Source organism: Aeromicrobium sp. Leaf272 (assembly GCF_001422865.1).
In the GTDB taxonomy this organism is placed as follows: Bacteria; Actinomycetota; Actinomycetes; order Propionibacteriales; family Nocardioidaceae; genus Aeromicrobium.
The window spans coordinates 192,435-210,977 of record NZ_LMMY01000013.1; the positions used below are offsets into that span (position 1 = coordinate 192,435).

The window sequence follows — 18,543 nt, forward strand, 5'->3', positions numbered from 1 at the left end:
GCCCCCGCGCCCCTCCTGCGCTCCCGTGCCCACGCTCGTGCCGCGTCGATACGCTGGCGCCATGGCCCTGCCCGCACGTCGTCTCCTGCTCGTCCACGCCCACCCCGACGACGAGACCATCAACAACGGCGCCACCATGGCGAAGTACGTGAGCGAGGGGGCCCACGTCACCCTCGTCACCTGCACCCTCGGCGAGATGGGCGAGATCCTCGTTCCCGAGCTCGAGCACCTGGCGGCCGACCAGGACGACGGGCTCGGCGCGCACCGGCTCACCGAGCTCACCGACGCGATGGGGATCCTGGGCGTCACCGACTTCCGCCGCCTCGGTGGCGACGGGCGCTTCCGCGACTCCGGCATGAAGTGGGACGAGAACGGCAACGCCACCGCCGCCGACGTGATCCATGCCAACGCGTTCTGGCACGCCGACCTGCTGGAGGCCACGAACGAGCTCGTCGCCGTCATCCGCGAGATCCGGCCGCAGGTCCTCGTGACCTACGACGAGTTCGGCAACTACGGCCACCCCGACCACGTGCAGGCCAACCGGGTGGCGCACTACGCCGTCGCCCTCGCGGCGGCCCGGTCCTACCGCCACGACCTCGGCGAGGCCTGGGACGTGGCGAAGGTCTACTGGACGGCGATGTCGGAGTCGGCCATGCGTCAGGGCATCAAGGAGATCCGCGAGGCCGGGGACCTGCAGTTCATGGAGGGCATGGACCCCGACAACCTGCCGCCGTTCGCGATCCGCGACGAGGACCTCGACGCCGTGGTCGACGGCAGCACCTGGGTCGACGCCAAGCTCGACGCCATGCGGGCCCACGCCACGCAGATCGCCGTCGACGGGCCGTTCTTCGCGCTGTCCAACGACGTCGCCCAGCGCGCGTGGGGCACCGAGCACTACCGCCTCGTCAAGGGTGTCGCGGCGCCGGCGCCGGGCACCACGTTCGAGGACGACCTCTTCGCCGGCACCGGGGTGTGAGCGCGGCGGCGGCCCTCGCCCGCCTGGTCGTGGTGCTGCTCGGCGTCTGGGTGGGGGTCCTGGGGTCCCTCGTGCACCGCACGACGTTCGAGGTGATGGGGGCCGACCGGCCCGGCGGCCTGGTGCTCAGCCTGGTCACCGTGGCCCTCGTGGCCGTGGCCTGCGGCTTCGCGGTGCGGGTGGGGGCCGCCTGGTTCGGGCTCGGCTGGACCCTGGTGCTGCTGCTCCAGCAGCTGCAGCCGTCGGGCTCCTACCTCGTGGCCGCCGACGCGATCGGCTGGACCTGGATGATCGGGGGCCTGGGGGTGTGCGCCGCCGCGGTCCTGCTCGCTCCTAGGCTGGAACGATGACCGCGTCCGTCGACCAGCGTGCCTTCCGCGACGCCCTCGGCAGGTTCGCGAGCGGTGTCACGGTGGTCACCACCGTCCTCGACGGCGTCGACCACGCCATGACGGCCAGCGCCTTCTGCTCGGTGTCGCTGGAGCCCCCGATGGTGCTGGTGTGCTCGCACAGGGCAAGCCGGTTCCACGACGCGGTGCTCACGACAGGCACGTGGGGCGTCTCGATCCTCACCGAGGAGGGGCGCGACGCCTCGGCATGGTTCGCCGACCGCGGCCGACCACTGGAGGACCAGCTCGCCGGTGTGCCGTTCCACCGCGGCGCCAACCGCGCGCCGCTGCTCGACGACGCCCTGGCCTGGCTGGAGTGCACCACGCACGCCGTGCACGACGGTGGCGACCACTCCGTCATCATGGGAGCAGTGACGGGCGCGGCCGTGCGCGACGGGGTGGACGACCCGTTGCTGTACTACCGGTCGCACTACGGGACGATCGTGCGGTCGCCCCTCAGCGAGAAGACCATCCAGGAGAAGGCATGAGCGACGAGCGACCTGAGCGGCCGGACGTCGAGGGACCCGACTCCGAGCACCCGCGCCCCGGCGAGGGGGAGACGGGAGCCGAGGGAGCCGACGACCGGCACCTCGACGACACCTTCACCGACGCCGAGCCCCTCGCCGAGCACGACGACGCCGAGCTCGACCTCGGTGACACGACACCCGCGGACGACACCGACGTCGAGGCGCAGGAGGACCCCGCCCTCGACGCAGCAGCGGACGAGGACCCCGCGGACGAGGACATCGCCCTCTCCGAGGACGCCGTCGAGCCGGACGTCGACGTCGACGAGACCGCGACCCCGGCCGAGGCCGTCGCTGAGGACGAGCCGTTCGAGGACGTGGACGACCCCGAGGAGGACGACCTCGACGAGGACGACGTCGACGACGACTCGGTCCCACCGCTGCACGCGATCGACGCCGACCCCGTCGAGGACGAGCACGACGACCTGCACGAGGCCCCGGACGACGACCGTCGCGACGAGACGCGCACGCGGTCGGCCGTCGCCGCGGCCCTCGCCGGCTCGGCGCTGAGCACCCCGCCGCCGGACGACGAGCTCCGGCACGAGCCCGAGGACGACGCGCTCCCGCTCCACGACGGCCCGCACGAGGAGTCCTCGACGGACCGCCACGACGGTGCCGCCGGCATCCCGCCCATCGGGGGAGAGGGGCCGTCGGAGAAGCGCCCGCGCCGCCGGGGCCGCTGGGCCCTGCTCGCCGCCGTCGTCGTCCTGGGCGGCCTGTACGTGGGCGGCTACGTCCTGACGGGCACCCGCATGCCCGCCGACGCGAGCATCGGCGGCGTCGACGTGGGCGGGCTGTCACCGGCCGCCGCCCGCGCCGCCGTCGACGAGGAGCTCACCCCGCGTGAGGGCGACCCCGTCACCCTCACCCACGCCGACGAGTCCTTCGAGATCGACCCGGCGGAGGCCGGGCTGGCTCTCGACGTCGACGCGTCGGTCGACCAGGCGGGCGGCGTCCGCAGCTGGGACCCGCGCGACATGGTCGCCCTGTTCTTCGGCAGCCACGAGCACGCGCCCGTCCTCGACGTCGACGACGCAGCCCTGAAGGCGGCTGTCGACGGTGTCGCCGAGGCGGTCGACGTGCCGGTCACCGAGGCCCTCATCACCTTCCCCGAGGCGAAGCCGAAGCCCCGCGCACCCAAGCCCGGGCTGGTGGTCCGCAAGGACGACACCGCCCAGCTCGTGCAGGACCAGTACCTCGTGCAGACCGACCCGGCGAAGGTCCCCACCGCCGCCGTCGAGCCCGCGGTCGACGAGGACGGTCTGCGGCGGGCGATGACCGAGGTCGCGGAGCCCGCGGTCGCCGCGCCCGTGACCATCGAGGTCGGCGACAAGGACGTGGACCTGCCGGTGACCGCCTACGCGCCCGCGCTCACCGTCGAGCCCGTGGACGGCGCGATGGCACCGGTCATCGACCCCGAGAAGCTGGCCGAGCCGCTCACCGACGCCACGACCGGCATCGGCAAGAAGGCCGTCGATGCCACGGTCGAGATCCGCGACGACAAGCCCGTCGTGGTGCCCGGCAAGGAGGGCGTCGGCCTGCAGCCGCAGGAGATGGCCGAGAAGCTCGTGCCGGTGCTCACCGAGACCGGCGACGAGCGCACCGTCCAGGTCGAGGCCAAGGTCGTCGAGCCGGCGTTCACCACCGAGGACGCCAAGGCGCTGAAGATCGTCGAGAAGATCGGCGAGTTCACCACCGAGTACCCGCACGCCGAGTACCGCAACGTCAACCAGGGCCGCGCGGCCGAGATCCTCAACGGCACGATCCTCAAGCCGGGCGACACGTTCTCCTTCAACGACACCGTCGGCGAGCGCACCGCGGCCAACGGGTTCACGACCGGCTCGGTCATCAACAACGGCCGCTTCCAGGACGAGCTGGGCGGAGGTGTGTCGCAGGTGGTCACCACCACCTACAACGCGGCGTTCTTCGCCGGCCTCGAGGACGTGGAGCACCACCCGCACGCCTTCTACATCGACCGCTACCCGGTGGGCCGCGAGGCGACCGTCTACTTCGGCTCGCTCGACCTGCGCTTCCGCAACAACCTCCAGAGCGGTGTGCTCATCCGCGCGTTCGTGCAGAAGAGCAGCCCGGGCGGCGTCGGCCGCACCACGGTCCAGATGTGGGGCACCAAGGAGTTCGAGGTGAAGGCCGGCAAGTCCGAGCGCCGCAACTTCCGCGCCCCCGCCACGCGCTACGACGACTCCGACGACTGCGTGCCCCAGGCTCCGCTGCAGGGGTTCGACATCGACATCTACCGCACCCTCAGCAAGGGCGGGAAGGTCGTCAAGCGCGAGACGGACACGGCCAACTACCAGGCAGCGGCCCGGATCGTCTGCGGCGAGGAGCCGAAGGACGACTGAGGGTCGGCCATCCCCGGTCCCGAACCACCTGCGGCCGTCAGATCGGGACCCGCAGGGACGCGGTGTAGCCGTCGGCGACGGAGCCGCTGACCTTCGCGAGCTGCAGGGAGTAGCCGTCGCTGAACACGTTGTCGGAGTCGAGCGAGACCTGGGCGAGGTTCGAGACGCTGCTCCCGTAGCCGTCGGTGGCGTACACGTCGGCGCAGACGTCCTCCGGGAAGGCCAGCTGGGACGTCCTCAGCCGGTTGCTCGCCGACGTCGCGTCGTCGAGGCTCGGGTACACCTCGAAGTGCACGTGCGGCCACCGCCCGGCGTAGCAGGCCGGGAAGATCGACGTGAACGTCACCGTGCCGTCGGCGTCGGCCTCCTGCACGCCACGCAGGTAGTTCTCGTCCGCCACGTCGTCGGAGTACATCGAGTAGCTCCCGTCGCGGTCGCAGTGCCATACGTACACCGCCGCCCCGGCTGCAGCGGTGCCGGCGTCGTCGGCGCTGCTCACGTCGACGACGGTGAGCGTCAGCGTCAGGGCGATGCCCTCGGCGACCCCGCTCGCACCACCGAAGCTCGAGCGGATGTCGCTGCGCACGATGCCCGACTCGGTGAGGACGTTCACGCCGTTGGTGCCGTCCGCGGGGTAGGGGCCGTTCGTCTCCTCGGGGATCTCGCCGTCCCCGACCTCGGCCGAGGTGCCGGGTCCGCCGCCCTCGGGAGGACCACTCGACGTGGCGGTCGCGGTTCCCGTGGAGTCGGTGGAGCAGGCGGCCAGGGCGACCGCTGCACCGGCGCCGCCGAAGAGGCCCAGCAGGCGGCGGCGGTGCCACAGGGTCGGGAGGTCGTGGGAGAGTCCGAGGTCGTGGTCCTCGACCTCGTCGTGGTGGGTGCTCATGCGGTCACGCTAGGCGCCGGCGCTGTGGCCCCCGCTGGATCGGCTGTGAGCCTCCTGTGAGGGCTCGAGGTAGCGGTACTCGTGGTGGGTGACGAAGCCGTGGGGGGCGTACAGCGCCAGAGCGCCCGTGTTGTCCGGCATGGTCTGCAGGTACACGCGGGTCGCGCCGCGCTCGTGCGCCCAGGCCAGGCACGTGCGCACGACGGCGTCCGCGAGGCCGCGACGCCGGTGGTCGGGGAGGGTCTCCACGGCGGCGACACCGGCCCACTCCCCGGTCACCACCACGCGTCCGACGGCCGCAGCAGGCACCCCGCCGTCCTCCAGCTCGGCGAACCCGACCGTGCGCGGTCCTTCGAGGACGGCTCGGGCGGCAGCGGCGTCGTCCACCCGTCCGTAGCGCGAGAGCCAGCGGTCGGACGCGGCCCCCACCACGTCCACATGGGGGTCGGCCTCTGGCGCGTCGACGAGGTCGGCGACCTGCACCACCGCACCGCCGCGGTAGCCCGCCCTCGGCACCCATCCCGCATCCAGGAACCGGCGCTCCCAGTCCGAGCCGACCACCACCTGGGCCTGCGGCGGCAGTCCGCGCGCGGCGTAGAACGCCAGGACCTGTGCCACGGCCTCCGCCGGGGGCAGCCCCGGCTCGCCCACGACGGCCACCGAGTTCGCGCGCCCGGTGAACGAGCCCGCGGCCCTCAGCTCCCAGTCGCCGAGCTGCTCCACGTCCGGCGCCGGCCACCCTCGCGACGTGACGCGGACGAGCTCGTCGACGCCCACGTCGAGCGCGCGACGGCTGCGCGTCGGACGCGGCGGGACGACCTTCAGCGCCACGACGCGGTCGGCAGCCACCACGACCTCGGACCCGTCACGACGCTCGACCGTCACGCCGTTCGGACCGGCCTCGACGACGCGCCCGACCACGTCGGTGGCACTGCCGTCGTCGAGCCGGTGGCGCACCGTCGCGCGCTGCCCGACCAGGATCTCCACGTCGCTCACGGCAGTACCGTCTCATGAGGCAGACCTGGGTGCGGACGCCCTTGGCCGAGGCGCGATACTGGTCCTCGGCCTGCCCGTGAGCCCTCGGGTCGTGCAGCCGTGCTCGTGTCGAAGGAGTCTCCCGTGACGTACGTGATCGCCCAGCCGTGTGTGGACCTCAAGGACCGCGCGTGCGTGGACGAGTGTCCCGTCGACTGCATCTACGAGGGCAAGCGGATGCTCTACATCCACCCCGACGAGTGCGTCGACTGCGGTGCCTGCGAGCCGGTGTGCCCGGTCGAGGCGATCTTCTACGAGGACGACACCCCGTCCGAGTGGAAGGAGTACTACGACGCCAACGTGAACTTCTTCGACGACCTCGGGTCTCCCGGTGGTGCGGCGCGCACGGGTGTCATCGACAAGGACCACCCGTTCATCGCTGCGCTCCCGCCGCAGAACCAGGAGTGATCCGCGGCCGATGAGCAGGCAGTGATGGACCGGCCCCGGCTGTCCGCGCGGTTCCCGGACTTCCCGTGGGACACGCTCGCCGACGCGAAGCAGCGCGCGAACGCCCACCCCGACGGCATCGTCGACCTGTCGATCGGCACCCCCGTGGACCCCACGCCCGCGGTCGCCCGTGAGGCGCTCGCCGCGGCGTCGGACGCTCCCGGCTACCCGACGGTGCTCGGACCCGACGCGGTCCGCCAGGCCGCGGTCGACTGGCTCCGCCGTCGGCTCGGTGTCACGGGGCTCGCCGCCGACCAGGTGCTGCTCACCGTCGGCTCCAAGGAGCTCATCGCCAACCTGCCGACCCAGCTCGCGCTGGGCCCGGCCGACACCGTCGTGCTGCCGTCGCTGGCGTACCCCACCTACGAGGTGGGTGCCCGCTTCGCCGGCGCCCGCGTGGTCCTCGGTGACCCGGTCGCCGACGGGCTCACCGACGTGCCGTCCCTGGTGTACGTGAACTCCCCGGCCAACCCGCACGGCGAGGTGCTCGGCGCCGAGCACCTGCGGGCCGTGGTGCGCTGGTGCCGCGAACGCGGCGCGCTGCTCGTGTCCGACGAGTGCTACGCCGACTTCGGCTGGGACGCGGAGCCGGTCTCGGTGCTGCACCCCGACGTGTGCGAGGGCAGCCACGAAGGACTGCTGGCGGTCCACTCGACGTCCAAGCGGTCCAACCTGGCGGGCTATCGCGCCGGGTTCGTGGCAGGCGACCGCGCAGTGGTGGCCGAGCTGCTGGCGGTGCGCAAGCACCTCGGCTTCATGGTGCCGACCCCGGTGCAGCACGCCTTCGCCGCAGCGATCGCCGACGACGAGCACGTGGAGCTGCAGCGTCGGCGCTACGCCGAGCGGCGAGACGCCCTGCGCCGCGCCCTGGAGTCGGCCGGCTTCACGATCACCCACTCCGAGGGGGCGCTCTACCTCTGGGCCACCCGCGGGGAGGGCTGCCGCGACACCGTGGCCTGGCTGGCCGAGCGCGGCATCCTGGTGGCACCCGGTGACTTCTACGGCGAGCGCGGTGCGCACCACGTGCGGGTCGCGTTCACCGCCACCGACGAGCGCATCGCCGCCGCCGTGGCCCGTCTGACCGCCTGAACCCTGCGCCGCGGGGCGCTGCGTCGAGAAGGCGCGTCAAGAAGGCGTCAAGACGCGTCAGGAGCCCGTCAGGACGGGCGTCGAGCGGCCGTGACGGGTGTGGGCTGGGGGCATGTCCCTCGTCACCGCCCTCCAGCTGCTCGGCGTCGTCGCGCTGCTGGTCTACCTCGTCGTGGCCCTCGTGCGGCCCGACCGGTTCTGAGCCGCCCATGTCCGACACCGTCTCCGGCCTCCTGACGATCGCGACGCTGCTCGCGCTCCTCGCCGTGATCTACGTCCCGCTGGGCGACCACATGGCCCGTGTCTTCACCTCCAGCCGTCACCTGCGCGTCGAGCGAGCCGTCTACCGCGTCGGCGGCATCGACCCCGACGCCGAGCAGAGCGCACGCGGCTACGCGCTGAGCGTGCTCGCGTTCTCCGCCGTGAGCCTCGCGCTGCTCCTCGCCATCCTGGTCGGCCAGTCGGCCCTCCCGTGGAGCCGCGGTCTGCCCGGCATGCCGTGGGACATGGCCGTCAACACGGCGGTCTCGTTCGTGACGAACACCAACTGGCAGTCCTACGCGGGGGAGTCCACCCTCGGGTTCAGCGCGCAGGCGCTCGGGCTGACGGTGCAGAACTTCGTGTCCGCCGCGGTCGGCCTCGCGGTGGCCGTGGCGCTCGTGAGGGGTCTCGTGCGGACCGAGACGACCACGCTCGGCAGCTTCTGGGTCGACCTCGTCCGTGGGGTCGTGCGGATCCTGCTGCCGCTCTCCGCGGTGGCCGCGGTCCTCCTGCTGCTGGCGGGTGTCGTGCAGAACCTCGGCGACGTCACGGTCCGCACCCTCGCCGGCGGCACCCAGGTGGTCCCCGGCGGCCTCGTGGCGAGCCAGGAGGCGATCAAGGAGCTCGGCACCAACGGTGGCGGCTTCTTCAACGCCAACTCGGCCCACCCGTTCGAGAACCCGACCGCGCTCACGAACCTGCTCGAGATCTTCCTGCTGCTGGTCGTGCCCGTCTGCCTCACCCGCACCTTCGGGACGCTGACCGGTCGCCGGCGCCAGGGCCTCGTCCTCCTCGGGGTCATGGGCGTCCTGTGGGCCGGTTCCCTGGCCGTGACGACGTGGGCCGAGGTCGGTGGGCAGGGCCAGGCCGCCACGGCCGCCGGGGCGGCGATGGAGGGCAAGGAGACCCGGTTCGGGGAGTGGGCCTCGGCCCTGTTCGCCGTCTCGACCACGGGCACGTCGACCGGTGCCGTCAACGCGGCCCACGACTCGTTCTCGCCCCTCGGTGGCGGCGCGGTGCTGACGAACATGATGCTGGGCGAGGTGTCGCCCGGCGGCGTGGGCGCCGGGCTCTACGGCATCCTCGTGGCCGCGATCCTGGCGGTCTTCGTCGCCGGACTGATGGTGGGCCGGACCCCCGAGCTGCTCGGCAAGAAGATCGGCACGAAGGAGATGACCTTCGTGGCGCTCTACACGCTCGCCTCGCCCGCCCTGGTGCTCGTGGGCGTCGGCACGGCCATCGCCCTGCCGTCCAGCGTGGCGGCGATGGGCAACCCGGGCGGTCACGGCTTCTCCGAGGTGGTCTACGCGTTCACCTCGGCGGCCAACAACAACGGCAGCGCGTTCGGCGGCCTCACGGTGACGTCGACGTTCTTCCAGCTGACGCTCGCGGCCGCCATGCTTCTCGGCCGGTTCGTGCCGATCGTGCTCGTGGTGCTGCTCGCGGGATCGCTGGCACGCCAGCGACGCGTGCCGACCACGGCGGGCACGCTGCCCACCGACACCCCGCTGTTCGGGGGGCTGGTCGTGGGCGTCGTGCTCCTCGTCTCCGCGCTCACCTTCTTCCCGACCCTCGCCCTCGGCCCGGTGGCCGAGGCCCTGACAGGAGCCTCCCGATGACCCGCACCTCGGCCACCACCCCGCTGTCGCGGCAGCTTCTCGCGCAGCTGCCGGCCGCGCTGCGCAAGCTCGACCCGCGCCACCTGTGGCGCAGCCCGGTCATGTTCGTCGTCTGGATCGGCTCGCTCGTCACGACGGTCGCGGCGGTGGTCGACCCGAGCGTGTTCACCCTCGCCATCGCCGTCTGGCTGTGGTTGACGGTCGTCTTCGGCAACCTCGCCGAGGCCGTCGCGGAGGGCCGCGGCAAGGCGCAGGCGGACTCGCTGCGTGCTGCCCGCACCGACGTGACCGCCCGGCGGATCGACGCCGACGGCGTCGAGCAGGTGGTGGCCGGGACCGAGCTGCGGGTCGGCGACCGGGTCCGCGTGGCCGCCGGCGAGGTGATCCCGGGCGACGGCGACGTCGTCGAGGGAGTCGCCACCGTCGACGAGTCCGCCATCACCGGGGAGTCCGCCCCCGTCGTCCGCGAGGCAGGCGGCGACCGCTCGGCCGTCACCGGCGGCACGCGCGTGCTCTCCGACGAGATCGTCGTGCGCGTCACGGCTGCGCCGGGGGAGACCTTCCTCGACCGCATGATCTCGCTCGTGGAGGGAGCCGAGCGGCGCAGGACCCCCAACGAGATCGCCTTGTCGATTCTGCTCGTCAGCCTGACCATCATCTTCCTGCTCGCCGTCGTGACCATCGCGCCGATGGCCGACTACGCCGGAGCGCCCCAGCCGACCGTCGTCCTCGTCGCGCTGCTGGTCTGCCTCATCCCGACCACCATCGGGGCGCTGCTGTCCGCGATCGGGATCGCCGGCATGGACCGGCTGGTGCGGGTGAACGTGCTCGCGATGTCCGGCCGCGCGGTGGAGGCCGCAGGAGACGTCAGCACCCTGCTGCTCGACAAGACCGGCACCATCACCTACGGCAACCGCCGGGCGTCGAGGTTCGTGCCGGCCGAGGGCGTGACCCTCGCCGAGCTGACCGAGGCGGCGCGGGTGGCCTCGCTGGCCGACCTGACGCCCGAGGGCCGGTCCATCGTCGACCTGGCGGTCGCCGAGACCGGCGGCAGCGGCACGGGTGCATCCCTGCCGAGCGGCGCCGAGGCCGTCGAGTTCACGGCGCAGACGCGCATGTCCGGTGTGGACCTGCCCGACGGCCGCTCGTTGCGCAAGGGAGCGGGCAGCGCGGTGACCGCGTGGGTCGAGACGCCGCTGTCGCCGACCGTGACCGAGGCGATCGACGAGATCTCCCGCTCCGGCGGCACGCCTCTCGTCGTGGCCGAGCGGCAGGGCGACGCCGGCCTGGCCCGGGCCCTCGGCGTCGTGCACCTCAAGGACGTGGTCAAGGAGGGCATGGTCGAGCGGTTCGCGGAGCTGCGACGCATGGGGATCCGGACGGTCATGGTGACGGGCGACAACGCCCTCACCGCCCGGGCGATCGCCGCGGAGGCAGGCGTCGACGACGTGCTGGCCGAGGCGACGCCCGAGGACAAGATGCGCCTCATCCGCGAGGAGCAGGCCGGCGGGCGTCTGGTGGCCATGACCGGTGACGGCACCAACGACGCGCCGGCCCTGGCCGCGGCCGACGTCGGCGTGGCGATGGCGTCGGGGACGTCGGCGGCCAAGGAGGCCGGCAACATGGTCGACCTCGACTCCGATCCCACGAAGCTCATCGACGTCGTGCGCATCGGCAAGCAGCTGCTCATCACCCGCGGTGCGCTCACGACGTTCTCGATCGCCAACGACCTCGCGAAGTACTTCGCGATCGTGCCGGCCATGTTCGTGGCGGCCTACCCGTCGCTCGACACGCTCAACGTGATGCGGCTGGCCACGCCGGAGTCGGCGATCCTCTCGGCCGTCGTGTTCAACGCACTGGTGATCGTCGCCCTCATCCCCATCGCCTTGAAGGGGGTGCGCAGCCGCGCGGTCGACGCCGCGAGCGTGCTGCGCCGCAACCTGCTGGTGTTCGGCCTCGGCGGCGTCGTCGTCCCCTTCGTCGGCATCAAGCTCATCGACCTGCTCGTCTCTCAGATCCCAGGAATCGGGTGATCGTCGTGCTTCGCGACCTCCTTCGTCAGTCCTTCGCCGCCGCACGGGTGCTCCTCGTGCTCACGGTCCTTCTCGGCGTGCTCTACCCGGCCGCGGTGTGGGCGGTCGGTCGCGCCGTCCCCGACCGCGCCGACGGCAGCCTGCTGCGCGTCGACGGCCAGGTCGTCGGCTCCCGGCTGCTGGGTCAGACCTTCGAGGGACCTTCGTGGTTCCACCCACGACCGTCGGCCGGCTCCTACGACGGCCTCGCGTCGGCCCCGTCCAACCTCGGCCCCTCGAACCCCGACCTCGTCGCCGCCATCGAGGAGCGTCGTGCCGCCGTGGCGGCCGAGGAGGGCGTCGAGCCCGCTGCCGTGCCGCCCGACGCGGTCACGGCCTCCGGCTCGGGCCTGGACCCGCACGTCAGTCCCGCGTACGCGGACCTGCAGGTGCCGCGGGTGGCGCGCGAGCGGGGCCTGCCCGTCGACCAGGTGCGCCGGCTGGTCGAGGAGGCGACGTCGGGGAGGGTCCTCGGCTACCTCGGGGAGCCCACCGTGAACGTCCTCGAGCTGAACGCGAGCCTGCCGGGTGCAGACTGAGTCCGTGCGCAGCAGCGGGTCGAGCGAGCCGGGACGCGGCTGCCTGCGCGTCTACCTGGGCGCTGCGCCGGGGGTGGGCAAGACCTACGCGATGCTCGACGAGGGCGCGAGGCGTGCGGCGCGGGGCACCGACGTCGTCGTCGGCGTCGTCGAGACGCACGGCCGACTGCGCACCGCGGAGCAGCTGGGCGACCTCGAGGTCGTGCCGCGACGCAGCGTCGAGCACGGTCGGACCACCCTCACCGAGCTCGACGTCGACGCCGTGCTCGCCCGCGCGCCGCAGGTGTGCCTGGTCGACGAGCTCGCCCACACCAACGCGCCCGGCTCCCGGAACACCAAGCGCTGGCAGGACGTGGAGGAGCTGCTCGAGGCCGGCATCGACGTCGTCACCACGGTGAACGTGCAGCACCTGGAGTCGCTCAACGACGTGACCGAGGCGATCACCGGTGTCCGGCAGCGCGAGACCGTGCCCGACTCGTTCGTCCGTGCGGCGGAGGCCATCGAGCTGGTCGACATGAGCCCGTCGGCCCTGCGACGCCGGCTCGCGCACGGCAACGTGTACCCCGCCGACCGCGTCGACGCGGCCCTGTCGCAGTTCTTCCGCGAGGGGAACCTGGCGGCGCTGCGCGAGCTGGCGCTGCTGTGGCTCGCGGAGCGGGTCGACGAGGGGCTGGAGCGCTACAGGGAGCGGCACGAGATCGACGCGACCTGGGCCACGCGCGAGCGGATCGTCGTCGGCGTCACGGGCGGGCCGGAGTCGGAGTCGCTCCTGCGCCGCGCCGCGCGTATCGCGTCGCGAGGGACCGCGGCCGAGGGCGGTGCGCCGTGGTCGGCGCTGTACGTCTCGCGTGGCGACGGGCTGCGCCAGACCGGACCGGCCCGGCTGGAGGAGCTGCGACGGACGGTGCAGGACCTCGGTGGGTCCTTCCACACCGCGGTCGGCGACGACGCCGCGACCGCGATCCTCGACTTCGCCCGCGGTCGCAACGCCACCCAGGTGCTGATCGGCGCGAGTCGTCGCGGTCGCCTCTCCACCCTGCTGCGGCCGGGCATCGGGGAGACGATCGTGACCGAGTCCGGCGACATCGACGTGCACATCGTCACGCACGACGAGGCGCGCCGCCGTGAGGCGCGGGTGCGCGAGCAGTCGGCCCTGGGGCACCGGCGCACGCTCGCCGGGTTCGTCGTCGGTGTGCTCGGGCCGTTCGCCCTGGCGGCGCTGCTCCTCGCCACGCCCGAGCTGCACGGCCTGCCCACGGAGGCCATGCTCTTCATGGTGCTCGTCGTCGGCACGGCGCTGCTCGGCGGGCTGCGTCCGGCCGTGGCCGCGTCGCTCGTCAGCGGCGGGGTGCTGAACTACTTCTTCACGCCTCCCGTCCGGACGCTGCGGATCGCCACGGGCGAGAACGCGGTCGCCGTGGTGCTCTTCGTCCTCGTCGGCATCTCGGTGGCCCTCGTCGTCGACCGGGCGGCGCGGCTCGCGCTGCTGGCGAGGCGAGCCCGTGAGGAGGCCGCCACGTTGAGCGTCCTGGCCCACCAGCTCGTCCATGCGGGCCAGGACCTGGACCGGCTGCTGCGCACGACGGTCGAGCTGGTCGACGTCGACGGCGTGGTCCTGCGCTCGGTCGACGGCACGGTCCTGGGGCGCCACGGCGAGCTCGTCGGCACGGAGACGGTGGTCCCGGTGGGGACCGACCACGAGCTGGTCCTCGTCGGGGACGGCGCGCCGGGCGGTGACGACGCCCTGCTGGCCGCCGTCGTCGCCCACGTCACCGTGCTGCTGGAGCGTCGCGCGGCCTCGGCCGTCAAGGCCGAGCAACGGGTGCTGGCCGAGGGGGAGCGGACCAGGACGGCGCTGCTGGCGGCGGTCTCGCACGACCTGCGCACGCCGCTGGCCGCCGTCAAGGCGGCGGTGAGCAGCCTGCGCGACCCCGGCGTCCCCTGGTCCGACCAGGACCGGGCGGACCTCCTGGAGACGATCGAGGACGGCGCGGACCGCCTCGACGCCCTCGTCGTCGACCTGCTCGACATGAGTCGGCTCCAGACCGGTGCCGTGGTGGCCCGCACCGACCCGGTCGACGTCGGCGCGGTCGTGCAGCGGGTCGTGACCGGTGCCGGGGTCGAGGTGGACGTCCCCGACGACCTCCCGGAGGCGCGGGCCGACGCCGCCCTGCTGGAGCGTGTGCTGGCCAACATCGTCGAGAACGCGCTCAAGCACGCGGACGGGGCGACGGTGCGGGTCGACGCCACCGCGGTCGGCGGTCGGGTGGTGGTGCGCGTCGTGGACCGTGGTCCCGGTGTGCCCGAGCAACGTCGCGACGAGATGTTCGCGCCGTTCCAGCGTCTCGGCGACGTGCCCCGCGGCTCGGGCGTCGGGCTCGGCCTCGCCGTCGCGCGGGGCCTCACCGAGGCCATGGCCGGCACCCTCACGGCCGAGGACACCCCCGGCGGCGGCCTCACGCTCGTCGTCGAGCTGCCGAGGGCGGCCTCGTGAGTCGCGTGACCCGTCCATACTGGGCGCATGCCGACCGACGTGGACCTCGACCGCACCGAGAAGGCGATGCTGGCGATCGGTGGCTCGGTCGGGCTGTCGGCGCTGCTCGCGCCCACGGTGCTGCAGCGGGTCTTCGGCATCCCGTCCGACCAGCTGACGGGGGCGGGCTCGGTCGGGTGGCGCCTGTTCGGGGCGCGCAACGTCTACCTCTGCGCGAGGGCACTCACCGGTCACCCCGACGGAATCGCCGCGTTCGGGCCGCTGCAGGCCCTCGACCAGGCGGTCTTCTGGCACGCCTGGTCCACCAGGGCGGTGCCACGCCCGACCGCCCTGGCCGCTGCGCTGGCCTCCGCCTCCCTGGTGGCGCTCGACGTGCACCGGCGTCGGGGTGCGCGCTGAGCCGGCCCGTCGCCACGGTGGAGACGGAGGTGCACCGGTGACCGTCGTGCTCGCGGTCGACGACGACGCCGCGATCCTGCGCACCCTCGGCATCGCGATGCGGGCCCGAGGCTACGAGGTCGAGACCGTCGCGGACGGCAGGTCCGCGCTGCAGTCCCTCGCCGAACGGGTGCCCGACGTCGTGCTGCTCGACCTCGGCCTGCCCGACCTGGACGGGACGGAGGTGCTGCGCCGCATCCGCCAGACGTCGCAGGTGCCGGTCGTCGTGCTCTCGGCCCGCCACGAGTCCGACGACAAGGTCGAGGCGCTCGACCTCGGTGCCGACGACTACGTCACGAAGCCGTTCGGGATGGAGGAGCTCCTGGCGCGCGTCCGTGCCGCGGTGCGCCGGGCCCAGCCGACACCGGCCCCGGTGGTGAGGGTCGGTGACCTGGAGCTCGACGTCGAGGACCGCAGGGCTGCGCGTGCGGGTGAGACCGTCCACCTGACCCCGACCGAGTGGAAGATCGTCGAGGTGCTGGCTCGCGCGGAGGGGCGGCTCGTGCGCCAGAGCACGCTGCTGACCGAGGTGTGGGGCCCGTCGTACGAACGGGAGACCCACTACCTGCGGGTGTACCTCGCGCAGCTTCGCCGCAAGCTGGAGGACGACCCGGCCCATCCCCGGATGCTGATCACGGACCCAGGGCTCGGCTACCGCCTGCTCTCGGACCTGTCCTGACGCGATCTTGACGCCCCGCCCGCTGGAGCCTTGACGCCGCTCGGGAGCAGGCTCGAGGCATGACCTCGACCGCGCACCAGCACTCCCACCACACGCCGCCGAGCGAGCCGCGCCCGCCCCGGTCGTTCCACGAGAGCCTCGAGCTGTTCGGTGGCGCGTGGCTGGCCGCAGCGGTCACCACCGCCGTCGGCGGGGTGGCGCTGCTCGCACGCCTCGCGGCCTGAGGCCTCAGGCGGCCAGCACCCGCGCGACGTCCAGCGCCTCGAGGTCGAGCGCGTCGGCCACGGGGCGGTTGTAGAGCCGGCCGGCGTGCGCGTTCAGCCCGAGGGCCAGGGCGGGGTCGGCGGCCAGCGCCGCCTGCCAGCCGTGGTCGGCGAGCGCCAGGGCGTAGGGCATCGTGACGTTGGTCAGCGCGTACGTGGAGGTCCGCGGCACGGAGCCCGGCATGTTCGCCACGCAGTAGAAGACCGAGTCGTGGACCCGGAACGTCGGCGCGTCGTGGGTGGTGGGGCGCGAGTCCTCGAAGCAGCCGCCCTGGTCGATCGCGATGTCGACCAGCACGGAGCCGGGCCGCATGGCCGCGACCAGGTCGTTGCTCACCAACGTGGGAGCCTTCGCTCCCGGCAGCAGCACGGCGCCGATGACGAGGTCGGACGAGATGACCGTCCGCTCGATCTCGGCGGCGTTGGAGTGCACCGTGCGCACCCGGCCGGCGAACCGTGCGTCCAGCTCGCGCAGCCGCGGCACGCTGAGGTCCAGGATCGTCACGTCGGCCCCCAGGCCGACGGCCATGGTGGCGGCGTGCTCGCCGGAGACGCCACCACCGATGACGGTGACGGCCGCGGGCAGGGTGCCGGGGACGCCGCCCATGAGCACGCCGCGCCCGCCGTCCTGGCGCATCAGGTGGTACGCGCCGACCTGGGTGGCGAGGCGGCCGGCCACCTCCGACATGGGCGCGAGGAGCGGGAGGGAGCGGTCGGCGCGCTGCACGGTCTCGTAGGCGATCGCGGTGGTGCCGCTGTCGAGCACCGCGCGGGTGCACGCCGGGTCGGCGGCGAGGTGCAGGTAGGTGAACAGCACCTGGCCCTCCCGCATGCGGTGCCACTCCGGCTCGATGGGCTCCTTGACCTTCATGACCATGTCGGTGGTGCCCCACACCTCGTCGGGGTCGTCCAGCACGGAGGCGCCGGCGGCCCGGTACTCCTCGTCGGGCATCGAGGACCCCAGGCCGGCACCGGCCTGCACCACGACGTCGTGGCCGTGGGCGACCAGTTCGCGGACGCCCTCCGGCGTCATCGCGACGCGGTACTCGTGGTTCTTGATCTCCGTAGGAACGCCGATAAGCATGGACCTATCGTGAACTTTCGACTCGAAAGACCGCAAGAAACCTGAAGATCATTCTGTAGACTGCACCTCGTTCCGTGTGCTGACCGACTCCCAGCCCCGCGAGGTGGCGCCGTGCCGAAGGATGTTCGACCACTCGACGACGTCGACCGGCGGTTGGTCGCCCTGCTCCAGCAGGACGGCCGCCTCCCCAACAACGAGCTGGCCCGCCGGGTGGGCGTCGCGCCGTCGACGTGCCTGGGAAGGGTGCGGTCGCTCGTGGAGCGCGGGGTGGTGCGCGGCGTCCACGCCGACGTCGACCCGGCGGTGCTCGGGCTCGAGATCCAGGCCATGATCGCGGTGTCCCTGACGCGCGACTCGCGCACGTCGCTGCCGGACTTCGCGCCCGTCATGGCGTCGCGGGCCTACGTGCTGAACACCTTCTACGTGTCCGGCTCCTACGACTACCTGCTCCACGTGGGGTGCGCGGACACCGAGGACCTGCGCGACATCGTCAACGAGGTGAGCGGCCTGCCGCAGGTCGCGGGCACCGAGACCCACCTGATCTTCGAGCACCGGGCGGGTCGGGCCGCCACCTCCGCGGCGCCCTGAGGCGTCAGTCGAGGTCGTCGGGACGGACGAGCCGTCGGCGCACCGAGAGCAGCTCGAGCTCGGGTCGGGAGGCGAGCATCCGCTCGGCCCGGTCGAGCACGGACTCGGCGTGCGACCGGTCGCCCGAGGTGAGTGCGACCCCGACGAGTGCGCGCCGGTGGAGGTCGAGGTGGCCGACCTCGGCCACGGAGACCTCGAGCGCACGTCGCAGCTCGTGGACCACGGGCCGCACCACGCCACGCTTGGCCTTGAGCGAGTGCACGTCGCCGAGCAGCAGCTCGGCCTCCAGCCAGCCCACCCACATCCGCGTCATCGCCCGGTCAGGCGCGCGAGGCCCGCAGCTCGTCGACGAGGGTCGGGCGTGACGGCGTCCAGCCGAGGCTCCGCGCCTTGGCGCCGTCGGCCTGCTGGTCGACCAGGAGGGCGTCGCCGAAGGCCTCGCCGAGCCGCTCGTGGACCGTCTCGGTGGTGGTGCCCGCCACCGCGTCCGCAAGGGCCAGTCCGAGGTCGCGCACGCTGGGGGAGTGGCCGCTGACGCCGAGCAGGTGTCCGTGGCCCTCGCCGGAGGTGAGGACGAGCGCGTAGAGCTCGGCGAGGTCGTCGACGTGCACCGTGGCCCAGTGCTGCTCGCCGCTGCCGACGAGCTCGAGAGCGCCCTCGCCGGTGCGCTGGGCGTGGACGAGGAGCTGGGGGATGCCCTGGTCCGGTGCGTGGACGACGCCCGGCTCGACCACCGTGGCGCGAACGTCGGCATCGAGCAGCCGCTGCTCGCGCTCGCGTCGCCAGGCCGTCAGGGCGGG

The 18,543-nt window shown here is 73.0% G+C and carries 20 protein-coding genes; 15 read left to right on the forward strand and 5 right to left on the reverse strand.

Annotation, left to right across the window (positions count from 1 at the left end; genetic code table 11):
• The first annotated feature begins 61 nt into the window (after positions 1 to 61).
• The 4 genes from mshB to ASF38_RS10185 are packed head-to-tail and all read left to right on the forward strand — an operon-like array spanning position 62 to position 4,249.
• A complete protein-coding gene (mshB, locus tag ASF38_RS10170) occupies positions 62 to 976 on the forward strand; it encodes an N-acetyl-1-D-myo-inositol-2-amino-2-deoxy-alpha-D-glucopyranoside deacetylase (protein ID WP_056575689.1) in 915 nt (304 codons plus the stop codon).
• The gene (locus tag ASF38_RS10175) at positions 973 to 1,326 is read left to right on the forward strand and encodes a hypothetical protein (protein ID WP_055964814.1); all 354 of its coding nucleotides are present in this window, start codon (positions 973 to 975) and stop codon (positions 1,324 to 1,326) included. Before mshB ends, ASF38_RS10175 begins: the two co-directional genes overlap by 4 nt.
• Complete coding sequence (locus ASF38_RS10180; RefSeq protein WP_056575692.1) at positions 1,323 to 1,853, forward strand: flavin reductase family protein; 531 nt, start codon at positions 1,323 to 1,325, stop codon at positions 1,851 to 1,853. The genes ASF38_RS10175 and ASF38_RS10180 overlap by 4 nt, the downstream gene beginning before the upstream one ends.
• A complete protein-coding gene (locus ASF38_RS10185) occupies positions 1,850 to 4,249 on the forward strand; it encodes a VanW family protein (protein ID WP_056575695.1) in 2,400 nt (799 codons plus the stop codon). The genes ASF38_RS10180 and ASF38_RS10185 overlap by 4 nt, the downstream gene beginning before the upstream one ends.
• A gap of 37 nt (positions 4,250 to 4,286) precedes the next feature.
• Here the strand turns inward: ASF38_RS10185 and ASF38_RS10190 are convergent, their stop codons facing one another.
• On the reverse strand, positions 4,287 to 5,135 hold the full coding sequence (locus ASF38_RS10190; protein ID WP_056575699.1) for an intradiol ring-cleavage dioxygenase: 849 nt from the start codon (positions 5,133 to 5,135) through the stop codon (positions 4,287 to 4,289).
• A gap of 9 nt (positions 5,136 to 5,144) precedes the next feature.
• Complete coding sequence (locus tag ASF38_RS10195) at positions 5,145 to 6,131, reverse strand: GNAT family N-acetyltransferase (protein ID WP_056553167.1); 987 nt, start codon at positions 6,129 to 6,131, stop codon at positions 5,145 to 5,147.
• 123 nt (positions 6,132 to 6,254) lie between these two features.
• Between ASF38_RS10195 and fdxA the strand changes: the two genes are divergently transcribed.
• From fdxA to ASF38_RS17580, 10 genes are all read left to right on the forward strand, one after another.
• Entirely contained in the window at positions 6,255 to 6,578 is a 324-nt protein-coding gene (gene fdxA / locus ASF38_RS10200) for a ferredoxin (protein ID WP_055964831.1), read from the forward strand.
• A gap of 24 nt (positions 6,579 to 6,602) precedes the next feature.
• Positions 6,603 to 7,706 (forward strand): succinyldiaminopimelate transaminase, encoded by a 1,104-nt coding sequence (dapC, locus tag ASF38_RS10205; RefSeq protein ID WP_055964833.1) that lies wholly within the window; start codon positions 6,603 to 6,605, stop codon positions 7,704 to 7,706.
• A 112-nt stretch (positions 7,707 to 7,818) separates the two neighbouring features.
• Positions 7,819 to 7,908, forward strand: coding sequence for a K(+)-transporting ATPase subunit F (gene kdpF, locus ASF38_RS17235; protein WP_082480680.1), 90 nt, complete (start codon positions 7,819 to 7,821; stop codon positions 7,906 to 7,908).
• Between the two features lie 7 nt (positions 7,909 to 7,915).
• Positions 7,916 to 9,586, forward strand: a complete 1,671-nt coding sequence (gene kdpA, locus ASF38_RS10210) for a potassium-transporting ATPase subunit KdpA (RefSeq protein ID WP_056575701.1) — start codon at positions 7,916 to 7,918, stop codon at positions 9,584 to 9,586.
• Positions 9,583 to 11,619, forward strand: a complete 2,037-nt coding sequence (gene kdpB, locus ASF38_RS10215; RefSeq protein WP_056575704.1) for a potassium-transporting ATPase subunit KdpB — start codon at positions 9,583 to 9,585, stop codon at positions 11,617 to 11,619. The genes kdpA and kdpB overlap by 4 nt, the downstream gene beginning before the upstream one ends.
• Positions 11,619 to 12,197 (forward strand): potassium-transporting ATPase subunit KdpC, encoded by a 579-nt coding sequence (kdpC, locus tag ASF38_RS10220; protein ID WP_056576503.1) that lies wholly within the window; start codon positions 11,619 to 11,621, stop codon positions 12,195 to 12,197. The genes kdpB and kdpC overlap by 1 nt, the downstream gene beginning before the upstream one ends.
• Positions 12,187 to 14,691, forward strand: coding sequence for an ATP-binding protein (locus ASF38_RS10225; protein WP_056575707.1), 2,505 nt, complete (start codon positions 12,187 to 12,189; stop codon positions 14,689 to 14,691). Before kdpC ends, ASF38_RS10225 begins: the two co-directional genes overlap by 11 nt.
• Before the next feature lie 27 nt (positions 14,692 to 14,718).
• Positions 14,719 to 15,090, forward strand: coding sequence for a hypothetical protein (locus ASF38_RS10230; protein WP_056575712.1), 372 nt, complete (start codon positions 14,719 to 14,721; stop codon positions 15,088 to 15,090).
• A gap of 37 nt (positions 15,091 to 15,127) precedes the next feature.
• The gene (locus ASF38_RS10235) at positions 15,128 to 15,808 is read left to right on the forward strand and encodes a response regulator (protein ID WP_056553148.1); all 681 of its coding nucleotides are present in this window, start codon (positions 15,128 to 15,130) and stop codon (positions 15,806 to 15,808) included.
• 59 nt (positions 15,809 to 15,867) lie between these two features.
• On the forward strand, positions 15,868 to 16,032 hold the full coding sequence (locus ASF38_RS17580; protein ID WP_156366896.1) for a hypothetical protein: 165 nt from the start codon (positions 15,868 to 15,870) through the stop codon (positions 16,030 to 16,032).
• A 4-nt stretch (positions 16,033 to 16,036) separates the two neighbouring features.
• On the opposite strand, the gene ald is transcribed toward ASF38_RS17580, so the two are convergent.
• The gene (gene ald, locus ASF38_RS10240) at positions 16,037 to 17,155 is read right to left on the reverse strand and encodes an alanine dehydrogenase (RefSeq protein ID WP_055964846.1); all 1,119 of its coding nucleotides are present in this window, start codon (positions 17,153 to 17,155) and stop codon (positions 16,037 to 16,039) included.
• 111 nt (positions 17,156 to 17,266) lie between these two features.
• On the opposite strand from ald, the gene ASF38_RS10245 reads away from it, so the two are divergent.
• Positions 17,267 to 17,743, forward strand: coding sequence for an Lrp/AsnC family transcriptional regulator (locus tag ASF38_RS10245; protein WP_056580318.1), 477 nt, complete (start codon positions 17,267 to 17,269; stop codon positions 17,741 to 17,743).
• Positions 17,744 to 17,747: 4 nt separating this feature from the next.
• Here the strand turns inward: ASF38_RS10245 and ASF38_RS10250 are convergent, their stop codons facing one another.
• Positions 17,748 to 18,056, reverse strand: a complete 309-nt coding sequence (locus ASF38_RS10250) for a DUF503 domain-containing protein (RefSeq protein WP_235497644.1) — start codon at positions 18,054 to 18,056, stop codon at positions 17,748 to 17,750.
• A 7-nt stretch (positions 18,057 to 18,063) separates the two neighbouring features.
• A partial coding sequence (locus ASF38_RS10255) for a hypothetical protein (RefSeq protein ID WP_200914498.1) occupies positions 18,064 to 18,543 on the reverse strand: 480 nt, incomplete at its 5' end.